The sequence below is a fragment of the Bradyrhizobium manausense genome (genome assembly GCF_001440035.1).
Classification (GTDB): Bacteria; Pseudomonadota; Alphaproteobacteria; order Rhizobiales; family Xanthobacteraceae; genus Bradyrhizobium; species Bradyrhizobium manausense.
Map to the genome: position 1 here is coordinate 105,428 of NZ_LJYG01000112.1, position 12,618 is coordinate 118,045.

A 12,618-nucleotide genomic window follows, 5' to 3' on the forward strand; every position below is an offset into this window, starting at 1 on the left:
CGAGCTTGCCACAAGCGAAATAGTCGAGGAAGAACAGCGGCTCGGCGCCCTGCACCACGAGGTCGTTGACGCTCATGGCGACAAGATCGATGCCGATCCCGCCATGCAGGCCGGTCTCGATTGCGATCTTGACCTTGGTGCCGACACCGTCGGTGGCCGCAACCAGGACGGGGTCCTTGAAGCCGGCCGCTTTGAGGTCGAACAGGCCGCCGAATCCGCCGATCTCGGCATCCGCGCCCGGCCGGGCGGTGGCGCGCACCATCGGCTTGATCAGGTCGACCAGGCGGTTGCCCGCATCGATATCGACGCCTGAATCGGCGTAAGTGAGGCCGTTTTTGCGGTCGGTCATGCCCGATTTCCAGTGGGTTTGCGGCTGGTTACGTCGAATTCCGGGGACGCGCAATGGCAAGCGTGGCGCCCCGCCCTATACTATGTAGAGATATCAACCGGTTCAGCCTCTTAGAGGTCGGATTCAAGGTCAGGTCGGGTGCCGGGAAGCGCCGTGTGAGTATTCCGAACATTATTACCCTGGGCCGCATCATGCTGGTCCCGATCATCGTTTGGGCCATCGTGTCGAGCCAAATGGAGGTGGCGTTCGCCGTCTTCCTGATCGCAGGCATCAGCGACGCCGTCGACGGCTTTTTGGCCAAGCGCTTCAACATGACCAGCGAGCTCGGCGCCCTGCTCGATCCGCTGGCCGACAAGGCGCTGCTGGTGTCGATCTACCTGTCGCTCGGCATCTGGGGCGACATCCCGCGCTGGATCGTCATCCTGGTGGTATCCCGCGACATCATGATCGTCACTGCGGTGATCGTGTCCTGGCTATTCGACAAGCCGGTCGAGATGAGGCCGTCGAAAGTATCCAAGCTAAACACAGCGGCCCAGGTCGCGTATGCGGCGCTGGTGCTGGCCGCCCTCGCCTTCGGCTTCAGGTCGTCGCCGTATGATATAATCCTGATGGGCCTCGTCACGGTGTTCACCCTGTCCTCGGTGTCGCTCTATCTCGTGGAGTGGCTGCGGCACATGAGCACGATCGAAGCCAAATGAGAGGGGATGCGGCCCAGCAAAAGGCCAACTCCCGATCGAATAAGTCCATTCTCGTCAGACAATGCCGGCGCGCCGGTAAGGAGCAAAGCAAGCGTGGCAGGCCGCGTTCATCCCCGACAATTGGCGTTTTCGCTTCCACATGCGGAGAGCCTCAGCCGGGACAATTTCCTCGAGGGCCCTGCCAATGCCGCCGGTCTTGCCCTGATCGACAGCTGGCCGGAATGGCCCAACCGGATCATGTGGCTCGCCGGCCCGGAAGGCTCGGGCAAAAGCCATCTCGCCGCGATCTGGGCCGAGGAATCAGGCGCCCGCTCGACCACAGCCGGCGCCCTGAGTGCCGCCGCCGTCCCCGGCGCGCTTGCGACCGGCGCGCTGGTCGTTGAGGATCTCAAGGCTGGTGATTTTGACGAGCGTGCTCTCTTCCATCTGATGAACCTGGCCCGCGAGGACGGCGCCTATGTGCTGTTCACCGGTCGCGAGGCGCCCGCGGCGGTGGAGGTCGAGCTCCGCGACCTGCGCTCCCGGCTGCGGACGATACCCGTGATTTCGCTCGCGCCACCGGATGACCAGCTGTTCCGCGGCCTGATCGTCAAGTTCTGCGCCGATCGCCAGCTCACCGTGGACGAGGCTGTCGTGAGCTACCTTGCGACCCGGCTGGAGCGCTCCTCGGCCGCCGCACGGCGCGCGGTGGAACAGCTCGACAGCGAGGCGCTGCGGCTCGGCCGTCCCGTCACAAGGGCGCTGGCCGCCGAGCTGCTTCGGGACGCCTGACCGCCGGGCCCGCTTGACGCGGCGCGGCGCGGCGGCGGAACATCAATGTCATCGAAACGTCATCGCATTAACACATGCTCCGGCCGGTTTTGCGCATAAGTCGCAAATTGGGGCGAAACGGATGGACCGACTTCTCATGGATTCCGCGCAAGCTGTTGAAACAAAGGAGAAAGCCACGGAAACCGGGGGCTTGCCGGCGATCGCCTCAAGCCCCGAGCGATTCATCAATCGCGAGTTGTCCTGGCTGCATTTCAACCGTCGCGTCCTGGAGGAATCGGTCAACCCCAGCCACCCCATGCTGGAGCGGGTGCGATTCCTGTCGATCTCAGCCAATAACCTCGATGAGTTCTTCATGGTCCGCGTCGCCGGCATCAAGGCGCAGGTCCGCGAGGGCATTGCCGAGCGTGCCCCTGACGGGCTGACCCCATCCGAGCAGCTGGCGCTGATCAACCGCACGGTTTCGCAACTTGCCAGTGATCAGCAGGCGATCTGGCGTGAGTTGCGCGGCACGCTGGCCGACGTCGGCATCGCGCTGGTCGACGGTAAGGACGTCACCAAGGCGGAGCGAACCTGGCTCGAGGAGTATTTCCTCAACAACGTGTTCCCGCTGCTGACGCCGCTGGCGATCGATCCGGCCCACCCCTTCCCGTTCATCCCGAGCCTCGGCTTCACCATCGCACTCCAGCTGACGCGCGAGGCTGATGGCAAGCCGATGAACGCGCTGATCCGCATGCCCGGCAAGATCGACCGCTTCATCCGCCTGCCGGCCGAGAGCAAGGTCCGCCTGATCTCGCTGGAGCAGGCCACCAGCCTGTTCATCAATCGCCTGTTCCCCGGCTACAGTCTCCACGGCCAGGGCGCCTTCCGCATCATCCGCGACTCCGAGCTCGAAATCGAGGAAGAAGCCGAAGACCTCGTCCGCCTGTTCGAGACCGCGCTGAAGCGGCGTCGCCGCGGATCGGTGATCCGGCTTGAGATCGACGCCAAGATGCCGGAAGAACTGCGCAACTTCGTGCAGCACGCGCTGTCGGCGGCCGACGACGAGGTATTCCTGGTCGACGGCGTGCTTGCCATGAACGAGCTGTCGCAACTCACCCGGCTCGACCGGCCTGATCTCGAATTCACCCCTTACGTGCCGCGCCATCCCGAGCGCGTGCGCGAGCATGGCGGCGATATCTTCGCGGCTATCAGACAAAAGGACCTGATCGTCCATCATCCTTACGAGTCCTTCGACGTGGTGGTGCAGTTTCTGCAACAGGCCGCGCGCGATCCCGACGTCGTCGCGATCAAGCAGACGCTCTACCGCACCTCCAACAACTCGCCGATCGTGCGCGCGCTCGCCGAAGCTGCCGAAGCCGGCAAGTCCGTCACCGCGCTGATCGAGTTGAAGGCGCGCTTCGACGAAGAAGCCAACATCCGCTGGGCGCGCGACCTCGAACGCGCCGGCGTGCAGGTCGTCTACGGCTTCCTCGAATTGAAGACGCACGCCAAGCTCTCGATGGTGGTGCGCCGCGAGGGCGGCAGCCTCACCACTTACGTCCATACCGGCACCGGCAACTATCATCCGGTCACCGCGCGTATTTATACCGACCTGTCCTACTTCACCTCGGAACCAACCATCGGCCGCGACGCCGCGCGCGTGTTCAACTTCATCACCGGCTACGCCGCGCCGAGTGATCTGGAAAAGATGGCGGTGTCGCCGCTGACCTTGCGCAAGCGCATCATCGAGCACATCCAGGGCGAGACCGAGCACGCCCGTCACGGCAAGCCCGGCGCGGTCTGGATGAAGATGAATGCGCTCGTCGATCCTGATATCATCGATGCGCTTTATGAAGCCTCACAAGCCGGCGTGCAGGTCGAGCTCGTGGTCCGCGGTATCTGCTGCCTGCGCCCCGGCATTCCCGGCCTGTCGGAGAATATCCGCGTCAAGTCCATCATCGGACGATTCCTGGAACACGGCCGAATCTATTGCTTCGGCATGGGCCAGGGCCTGCCGAGCGCGAAAGCGGCTGTGTATATCTCGTCGGCGGATATGATGCCGCGCAACCTCGACCGCCGTGTCGAGGTGCTGTGCCCGCTGCAAAATCCGACGGTGCATCAGCAGGTTCTCGAACAGATTATGGTCGCCAATCTCAAGGACAACGAGCAGAGCTGGCAATTGTTGCCGGACGGGTCCTCAACGCGTATGAAGGCCGCGAAGGGCGAAGAGCCTTTCAACGTGCACAACTACTTCATGACAAATCCGAGTCTGTCTGGCCGTGGAAAGTCGCTCAAGGAATCCTCGCCGCGCCGTCTCACGCGCCGGAACGAACGCCATCAGTCCTGACCGGAGATCCTCGCCTTGAAACGGCCGCGCAAGCGTGGCGCTAGCGTCGCGGTCATCGACATCGGCTCCAACTCGGTTCGTCTCGTCGTCTACGAGGCGCTGGCGCGGAGCCTGATTCCGATCTTCAATGAAAAGACGCTGTGCGGCCTCGGGCGCGAGGTGCAGAGCACGGGCCTGCTTGCGCCTGATGCCGTCGACAAGGCGCTGACGTCGCTGAAGCGCTTTCGCGCGCTGTGCCGCGTGATGCAGGTCGGCCGCGTGTTCGCGATCGCGACCGCCGCCTGCCGCGATGCTTCCAACGGCGCCGACTTCATCGCAAAAGCCGAGCGCATCTGCGCCGTGAAGATCGAGATCCTCTCGGGACCGCGCGAAGCAAAGCTGTCGGCGCTCGGTGTGATCTCCGGTATTCACCGTCCCGACGGCATCGTGGGCGATCTCGGCGGCGGCTCGCTCGAACTGATCGACGTACGCGGCAACAGCGTCCGCAGCGGCGTGACGCTGCCGCTCGGCGGCCTCGCGCTCCAGGACCTCGCGCACAAATCGCTGAAGCGCGCCGATCGCATCGTGCGCGAGGCGATTGACGAGGTCGACCAGCTCGCCACCGGTCGCGGCCGCACCTTCTACGCCGTCGGCGGCACCTGGCGCGCGCTTGCGCGCATCCACATCATCCAGAGCGGCTATCCGCTGCAGGTGATGCACGGCTATTCCATACAAGCGGCCGAGGCGCTCGATTTTGCCCGCCGACTGCGGCGCCTCGCCGCCGCCGACATGCTCGCCGACATCGAGGTCGTCGCGGATGCGCGGCGCCCGCTCCTCACCTACGCAGCGCTCGTGCTCGAGCACATCATCCGCGTTGCAAAGCCGAAGACCATCGTGTTCTCGACCTTCGGCGTGCGCGAAGGCCTGCTGCATGAGAAGCTGCCGGATTCCGAGCGCAACAAGGACGGGCTGATCTGCGCGGCGGAGGAGCTCAACCAGCTGCTGTCACGCTCGGCCAAGCACGCCCGTGAGCTGATCGCCTGGACCGATCGCCTCGCGCGCGTGGTGAAGCTGCGCGAGACCGAGGAAGACCGTCGCCTGCGCCATACTGCCTGCCTTCTGTCCGACATCGGCTGGCGCGTCCATCCCGATCATCGCGGCGAGCAGACGCTGAGCCTCGTGGTCAACGCCAATTTCGGAGCGATCGACCATCGCGAGCGCGCCTTCATCGGCCTGTCGGTATTCTATCGCTATGCCGGCCTCAGCGAAGAGAACCAGCCGCCGCTGACCGTGCAGGAATTGCTGACGCCGGCCCAGCTCGAGCGCGCCCGCCTGCTTGGCGCGGCCTTCCGCGTCGCGCATCTGATCTCGGCGGCGCGCCCGGGCGTACTGCCCGCCACGCATTTCCGCAGCCATGGGCGCAAGCTGATGCTGGTGTTCGAGCACAGGTTAGGTGATCTCGTCGCCGACCGCGTCGGCAGCCGCTTCAAGCAGCTCGCCCGCCTCATCGGACGATCGGGGTCGATCGTGCGACGGTAGATTTCACTCGGCAGACGCCTTTCCTACTCAGCAGACGCCTTGGCATGCGCCTCGGAGGCTTCGAGCGCAGCCGCATGCAGGCTGCGCCGGCGCCAGATCGCGCCGACCAGCAGCACGACGCCGACGCCGAGGGCGGCGCAGAGATATTCAGCGCCATCTCCGCCGTGGGCGAATTGCGGCGGGATATGCAGAGTGCCGAGCATCCGGTCCAGCGAGGCGCCGAACGGACCTTCGGAGAGCGAATGCAGCTTCGGCTCTACCCCGGGATCGGTCGCGATCACCTCGCCGGCGATCCAGCCGAGCAGCGCCGCGCCGGCCCACACCAGGATCGGCAGTTTTGCGAGCAGTGCCATGATCAGCGCAGCGCCCGCGACAATCAGCGGCACCGAGATGGCGAGACCGAGCACCAGCAGCGGCACGCTGCCATTGGCGGCGGCGGCGACCGCGATGACATTGTCCAGACTCATGATGATGTCGGCGACGACGACGATCTGCACCGCCTGCCACAGATGGGAGGCGGATTCGACGTCCTCCTCCTCGTTCTCAGGCACCACCAGCTTGGCCGCGATCACGATCAGTGCGAGGCCGCCGACCAGCTTCAGATACGGCAGCGCCATCAGGCTGGCGACGATGCCGGTGAAGATGATCCGCAGCAGCACCGCGGCGCCGGCGCCGAGCACCATGCCCCACAGCCGGTGCCGCGGCTTGAGGCCGCGGCAGGCAAGCGCGATCACCAGCGCGTTGTCGCCGGAGAGCAGGACGTTGATCCAGATGATCTTGCCGACCGCGATCCAGAAGGTCGGCTCGGCCATCTCATTGCGGAACTGGGTGAAGAATGCCCCGATCGTGGCGGGATCGAAGATCTGCCCGAGCCAGTTCACAATGAGTCCCCTGTCGACCTAAAGCATGATCCGGAAGAGTCTGAAGCGGTTTTCCGGAAAGATCATGCTCAAACAGTAACCTAAAGCGCGATGGCATCCATCGCGCTTTAGCCGCGGCTGGTTAGCCGACGATCTCGTTGCCCGAGAAGAACTGCGCGATCTCGATCGCGGCGGTCTCCGGAGCATCCGAGCCGTGAGCCGAGTTCTCGCCGATCGACTTGGCGTAGAGCTTGCGGATGGTGCCGTCGGCCGCCTTGGACGGATCGGTAGCGCCCATGACGTCGCGGTACTTGGCGACGGCGTTCTCGCCTTCCAGCACCTGAACGACGACCGGGCCCGAGGTCATGAACTCGACGAGCTCGCCGAAGAACGGGCGGGACTTGTGGACGGCGTAGAAGGTCTCGGCCTGTTCCTTGGTCATCCGGATGCGCTTCTGCGCGACGATGCGCAGGCCCGCCTTCTCGATCACGGCGTTCACGGCGCCGGTCAGGTTACGCGCGGTGGCGTCGGGCTTGATGATCGAGAAAGTGCGTTCGATGGCCATGATCTTGTCCTTGAAGAGAAAAAGGGTGGTTCGGAGTTGCGGGGCTTATATCGGCGCCTTCGCGATCCGGCAAGCGAGTGGCGGATCCGCCTCACGAGCGCTTCGCCGCAGACGAAGCCCTGAACCGGGCCGGATTCCAGCATGGATTACAACGATTTCACCCAGATGAACCCAATCTGAAGGCGCTGTCAGGGTTTGGTTCAGCCTCGCTGGCGTATCGTCGGCGCCATCGAAACCAAAGCCTCCTTGCCGAGGCGGATCGTTTCGGCGGCCTTTCCATCGACGCGATAGCCCCGCGCCGGCAGTTTTGAGGAGATCATCATGTTGAGGAAACTTTCGCTCGCTGCAGTCGCCGCGGTCGCCCTGGGTGCCGCGCTAGCTCCCACCTCCGCCTCCGCTCACTGGCATGGCGGCTGGGGCTGGCATGGCGGCGGCTGGCATCACGGCTGGGGCTGGGGCGGACCGCGCTTTTATGCCTACGCCCCTATCTCCTACGGCTATGGCGGCTGCTATGTGCGCCGGCTGGTCCCGACCCCCTGGGGACCCCGCTGGCGGCTGATCAACCGCTGCTACTGAGCCCGACAGCACATTCCCTGAATGCGTGAGGTACTGTTCCCCCCCTGCAGTACCTTCCAAGAGAGGCCCCGGTGTCCCCCCGCCGGGGCCTTATCTTTTGGGCGGCTACATCAAATTCATACAATTTTTACTAGAAGGCCAGTCATCCCAAGGCTTGGCGAAACCATTTTGGGGGCCAATGACTTGGTAGGGCGTCGTTACTTCAAAAACTGGGAACCCTGAGATGGCTGGCCTCCTTGCCAATGACTGCGAACAGATCGACCGGCGCACCAGCCGCTCGATCTGCGATGCCGTGGGCGAGCGGCTTCAGCAGAGCCTCCGACCCGAGTCGCGGCTCCCGACCCATCTCGAGCAGCTTTTGAACGAGCTGAGGAAGCGCGACCTCGATACGCATTGACGAAAAAATCGGGTTGCGTTTGATCCCGCCTGCGGTGACAAGGCCGCATGCTCACCATCACCGACCTCTCCGTCCGTCTCGCCGGACGCCTTCTGATTGACAGCAGCTCCGTGCAGATCACGCCTGGTGCGCGCGTCGGCCTGGTCGGGCGCAACGGCACCGGCAAATCGACGCTGTTCAAGGTGATCCGCGGCGAGCTTTCGGCCGAGCACGGCTCGGTGACCCTGCCGCCGCGCTGGCGCGTCGGCAGCCTGGCGCAGGAAGCCCCGAACGGACCGGAAAGCCTGATCTCGGTCGTGCTCAAGGCCGACATCGAGCGCGAAGCGCTGCTCGCAGAGGCCGACACCGCCACCGATCCGCACCGGATTGCCGAGATCCAGACCCGGCTCNTCGTCGACATCGACGCCCATTCGGCGCCGAGTCGCGCCGCCGCGATTCTCTCGGGCCTCGGCTTTTCCGCCGCGGACCAGCTGCGTCCCTGCGCCGAATTCTCCGGCGGATGGCGCATGCGCGTCGCGCTCGCCGCGACGCTGTTCGCGGCTCCCGACCTGTTGCTGCTCGACGAGCCCACCAACTATCTCGACCTCGAAGGCACGCTGTGGCTGGAGGACCATCTCGCGCATTATCCGCGCACGGTGATCGTGATCAGCCATGACCGCGACCTCCTGGAAAGTTCGGTCGACCAGATCCTGCATCTGGAGCGCGGCAAGCTCACGCTCTACAAGGGCGGCTACTCCTCTTTCGAGGAGCAGCGCGCCGCGCGCGAGCTGCTCGATGCCAAGGCCGTCAAGCGGCAGGAGGCCGAACGCGCCCGCCTGCAGGCCTTCGTCGACCGTTTCAAGGCCAAGGCGTCGAAGGCGCGTCAAGCGCAGTCTCGCGTGAAAATGCTGGAGCGGCTGAAGCCGATCACGGCGCTGGTGACCGAGGACGTGCGCGAGATCACCTTTCCGGCTCCTGAGAAATTGCTGTCGCCGCCGATCATCGCCGTCGACAACGTGTCCGTCGGTTACGATCCCGCCATGCCGGTGCTCTCCCGCGTGACGCTGCGCATCGACAATGACGATCGCATCGCGCTTCTCGGCGCCAACGGCAACGGCAAGTCGACGCTGGTCAAGCTGCTCGCCGCGCGGCTTGCCCCCTTCTCCGGCAAGGTGACGCGCGCCGACAAGCTGTCGATCGCCTATTTCGCGCAGCATCAGCTCGACGAGCTGAACGAGGACGCCTCGACTTACGATCACGTCCGCAAGCTGATGGGGACCGATGCACCCGAGGCCAAGGTGCGCGCCCGCGCCGGTGCGATCGGCTTCTCCGGCAAGGCCGCCGACACCAAGGCGGGAAAGCTCTCGGGCGGCGAGAAGGCGCGGCTGCTGCTGGGGCTCGCCACCTTCTTCGGCCCCAACATGATCATCCTGGACGAGCCGACCAACCATCTCGACATCGACAGCCGCGCTGCTCTTGCCGAAGCCATCAACGAGTTTCCCGGCGCGATCATCATGGTCTCGCACGACCGCTACCTGATCGAGGCCTGCGCCGACCAGCTCTGGATCGTCGCCGACCGCACCGTGACCACTTACGACGGCGACCTCGACGAATATCGCCGCCTGGTGCTGTCCGCGCGCAATGCGGAAGCCCCCGCGCGCGAGCGCACCGCTCAAATCGAAAAGCCGCAGCGCCCGAAATCGGACAATCGCGGCTCGCTGAAGAAACGTATCGCGGAGGCCGAGGCCGAGATCGCCCGCGTCACCGAGATCATCGCCAAGATCGACACCGCACTCGCCCTTCCCGATATTTTCACGCGCGATCCCAAACAGGCGGCGCAGCTCTCGAAGGCACGCGCCAATGCAGCCGACGCGCTGGCGCGCGCGGAAGAGCAATGGCTCGAGGCAAGCGCGCAGTTCGACGAGGCGGCGAGCTAGACCAAAACTGCAAAACAACCCCATACACAGTACAGGTGTCATGATACCTCAACGATCCCTTCTGTAATTATTGGGCAATCTGCTCCCGTACCGAGCCTCGATCACGCCCCGGTCGGATTGAAGACCGGGTTGGTACGTTGGCGCGGGATGCGCACGCCGCGCCGGGTCAGGTCGCGCAACTGCACGAACATCATCGCCGTCATCAATGCGTCGTTGAACGCATCATGCTGTCCGAGCGGCGGAATGCTGAGGTCGCCCAGCATCGCGGCGAATGACAGATCGACCGAGGTGTTGGGCGGCGCGTCGCCGTATTTGCGGTCGTAATAAAGCCGCGACACTTCGATGCGTTCGTTGGGCAGCTCAATTCCCACCAGCGGCAGGATGTACTTGTCCAGCATGGCGATATCGAAGTCGACATAGTAGCCGATCAGCGGGCGCGGCCCGATGAAATGCAGAAGGCTCGGCAGCACCTTCCAGACGATCGGCGCAGCCTCGACGTCGGACCGGCGCAGATGGTGAATCCTGATCGCCTCTGCTCCGAGCTCCCTGTCGGGATGGATGATGGCTTCGAAACGCGCGCTGGTCAAAATCCTGGCGCCGCGGATCTTGATCGCGGCGATCGCGACAACGTCGTCCGTTCGTACGTTGAGACCCGTGGTCTCGCAATCGATGACGACGAACTCGTCGTCAGGGGCACGGCCGAACATAAAGCGGTAGGATTGGTCGCTCAGGGTGGCCTGGTGCAACAGTCGCTTGATCGCGCGAGGCAGCATTCTAGAACATGCCGAGTTTGAAGTGATGACCGACGATCTCGCGAAACTTCTTCACCACCTGGAGTGCGTCACGCAGGAGATGGCGTTCCATGCTGGACAGGTGCGACGGTCGCACCAGCGTCCCCGATGCGCCGGCGGAGGCGGCCAGTTGGCCGTCGAGCCGAAGCATCAGCAGGAACCGGAAGGCCTGCTTCAGGTCGCGTCCAAAGTCCGCTTGCAGCACCCCGAGGTCACAGAGCCGGGAGATGCGCTTGTCGGTGGAGGTCTCGCGCAGCCCCTGTCCGAGCGCCAGGCTGCGAATGCCGTGCACGATCGGAAAGATGCCACCTTTCTTGAGGTCGAGCGCGTCTCCCGTGCCCTCGGACGTGATCAAATTGTTGAAGAGGCCGATCGGCGTCTCGAACGCGTCGACCGCGCGCGCAAAGTGGGCCATGAACGCCTGCTCGCCCCGGGTCATATCGATCAGCGCCGTCTTGGCGTCGTCCAGGAGTTGTTCATCGCCCGCGATCGCCTGCGCATCGTAGATGATGGCCACATTCATGTGCCCGGCCTGGTCGGGAAGCACGATCCAGCGGCGCAGATCTGCGAGATAGTCGGCGAGCGGCCTGGACCAGGCCGGATTGCGCACCATGATGTCGCCAGGACATGGTGGAAAGCCGAAGCTCTGAAGAGCGTCGAAGAAGTCGTGACGGAACGCGTCCAGGATTTCACCCTGCACCGGACCGGCCAGGATGAGGCCGTTGTCCTGATCGGTCCGCACGGTCTGCTCCCCGCGCCCCTCGCTTCCCATCACGATCAGACAGCTGCCGGTGCGCAGCTTCGCCGGCGCGACCATGTCAAACACCCGCGACAGCAGGCGGCGGTTGAGATCGGAGACGATCTCCGCAATGACCTCCACCTTGACCCCTTGCCGCCGCAGCACGCGCGTTTGCGTCTCGATCTCGCGCGCCGCGGTGGCAAGGTCCTGCCGGCTCGAGGCACGATCGATGCGGCCGGCCGTGACCTGGGCGCTTCCTGCCAGAAATCCCAGCAGGTCGATCTCCTCCAGAATCCCGACGAACTCCTCATCCTCGCGCACGGCAAGCCGCCGCTTGTTGTGCTTGGTCATCAGCAAGAGAGCCGACGATACGAAATCGTCGCGTCGCAGGGACACGATGTCGTAATTCGCGAGCGTGCCCACCGCCGTCTGGATGGACTGGCGCCCCAGCACCACCGCCTTGGACAGATTCATGCCGGTGATGATCCCGACCCGCTCGCCGTCCCGGACGAACAGCGCATTGCTGTTGATCTCGCGCATCAGGTGTCCGGCGGTCTCGATCGTGTCGCCGGCCGCCAGAAACACCGGCGGATGCAGGAACAAGTCGCCGACCTTGGCGTGCATCAACGAGCCGTAACGTCGCGCCTCCTCGTCGTTGGCGAGTTCGTCCAGCTTCCGGGATATCTCGCGGTAGAAGAACGCGGCAAAGCGTGGATTGGCCCTGATCAGATCGAGAGCGACCTTCCGGGGGATGACATAACAGAGCGTCTCGTCGCGGGCGAAAAACTGGTGGCCGCTATGATCGTGAACGAGCGCGCGACTGTCGAACGTGTCCTTGGGGCCGAGCAATGCGAGCAGGTCGACCTCGCTCCGCTCCTCGACGATGCCCTTGATCACGACATAGAGTGCCTCCGCCGGAGCGTCGCGCCTGATGATCGCTTCTCCCGGGCTGAAGTAGGCGATGTCGAGCGCGGACCGCAACGTCTCGGCCTCGTTCGGCGTCAGACGATCGAACGGCGGGTTGCCGATATCGAATGCCTTAGGCATTTCGACCTTTCGAAGATGCGGACGACCTGAGGACCCGGCGATTGACCATCCAGTCGCACCGGCTG

12 protein-coding genes and 1 pseudogene are annotated in these 12,618 nt (G+C 64.3%); 8 read left to right on the forward strand and 5 right to left on the reverse strand.

Annotated elements, in window-relative coordinates; translation table 11 throughout:
- Window positions 1-349: AIR synthase related protein (locus AOQ71_RS49230; protein ID WP_245317354.1), on the reverse strand; the 349-nt coding region annotated here is incomplete at its 3' end.
- A gap of 155 nt (window positions 350-504) precedes the next feature.
- Between AOQ71_RS49230 and AOQ71_RS37025 the strand changes: the two genes are divergently transcribed.
- The 4 genes from AOQ71_RS37025 (at window position 505) to ppx (ending at window position 5,662) form a co-directional block, all read left to right on the forward strand.
- The gene (locus tag AOQ71_RS37025) at window positions 505-1,047 is read left to right on the forward strand and encodes a CDP-alcohol phosphatidyltransferase family protein (protein WP_057757879.1); all 543 of its coding nucleotides are present in this window, start codon (window positions 505-507) and stop codon (window positions 1,045-1,047) included.
- Window positions 1,048-1,140: 93 nt separating this feature from the next.
- Window positions 1,141-1,818, forward strand: coding sequence for a P-loop NTPase family protein (locus AOQ71_RS37030; RefSeq protein WP_057757882.1), 678 nt, complete (start codon window positions 1,141-1,143; stop codon window positions 1,816-1,818).
- Between the two features lie 136 nt (window positions 1,819-1,954).
- Window positions 1,955-4,144, forward strand: coding sequence for an RNA degradosome polyphosphate kinase (locus AOQ71_RS37035; protein ID WP_057757885.1), 2,190 nt, complete (start codon window positions 1,955-1,957; stop codon window positions 4,142-4,144).
- A gap of 15 nt (window positions 4,145-4,159) precedes the next feature.
- A complete protein-coding gene (gene ppx / locus AOQ71_RS37040) occupies window positions 4,160-5,662 on the forward strand; it encodes an exopolyphosphatase (protein WP_057757888.1) in 1,503 nt (500 codons plus the stop codon).
- 23 nt (window positions 5,663-5,685) lie between these two features.
- Here ppx and AOQ71_RS37045 read toward each other — a convergent pair whose 3' ends face one another.
- Window positions 5,686-6,543, reverse strand: coding sequence for a TerC family protein (locus AOQ71_RS37045; RefSeq protein WP_057757892.1), 858 nt, complete (start codon window positions 6,541-6,543; stop codon window positions 5,686-5,688).
- Between the two features lie 121 nt (window positions 6,544-6,664).
- Entirely contained in the window at window positions 6,665-7,087 is a 423-nt protein-coding gene (ndk, locus tag AOQ71_RS37050) for a nucleoside-diphosphate kinase (protein ID WP_057757894.1), read from the reverse strand.
- 321 nt (window positions 7,088-7,408) lie between these two features.
- On the opposite strand from ndk, the gene AOQ71_RS37055 reads away from it, so the two are divergent.
- From AOQ71_RS37055 to AOQ71_RS37065, 4 genes and pseudogenes are all read left to right on the forward strand, one after another.
- Complete coding sequence (locus AOQ71_RS37055) at window positions 7,409-7,663, forward strand: hypothetical protein (protein ID WP_057757897.1); 255 nt, start codon at window positions 7,409-7,411, stop codon at window positions 7,661-7,663.
- 223 nt (window positions 7,664-7,886) lie between these two features.
- Complete coding sequence (locus AOQ71_RS46510; RefSeq protein ID WP_167354018.1) at window positions 7,887-8,060, forward strand: hypothetical protein; 174 nt, start codon at window positions 7,887-7,889, stop codon at window positions 8,058-8,060.
- A gap of 47 nt (window positions 8,061-8,107) precedes the next feature.
- Window positions 8,108-8,449 (forward strand): ATP-binding cassette domain-containing protein (locus tag AOQ71_RS49235; protein ID WP_245317355.1); only part of this gene is annotated, 342 nt, incomplete at its 3' end.
- 1 nt (window position 8,450) lies between these two features.
- Window positions 8,451-9,976: pseudogene (locus AOQ71_RS37065) on the forward strand (ABC-F family ATP-binding cassette domain-containing protein); the annotation flags it as partial.
- 101 nt (window positions 9,977-10,077) lie between these two features.
- Here the strand turns inward: AOQ71_RS37065 and AOQ71_RS37070 are convergent.
- Together AOQ71_RS37070 and AOQ71_RS37075 are read right to left on the reverse strand one after the other, a co-directional pair.
- A complete protein-coding gene (locus tag AOQ71_RS37070) occupies window positions 10,078-10,749 on the reverse strand; it encodes a 3'-5' exonuclease (protein WP_057757906.1) in 672 nt (223 codons plus the stop codon).
- 1 nt (window position 10,750) lies between these two features.
- Window positions 10,751-12,553: a putative nucleotidyltransferase substrate binding domain-containing protein gene (locus AOQ71_RS37075; RefSeq protein ID WP_057757909.1), complete on the reverse strand. Its 1,803-nt coding sequence runs from the start codon at window positions 12,551-12,553 to the stop codon at window positions 10,751-10,753.
- Window positions 12,554-12,618 lie beyond the last annotated feature (65 nt).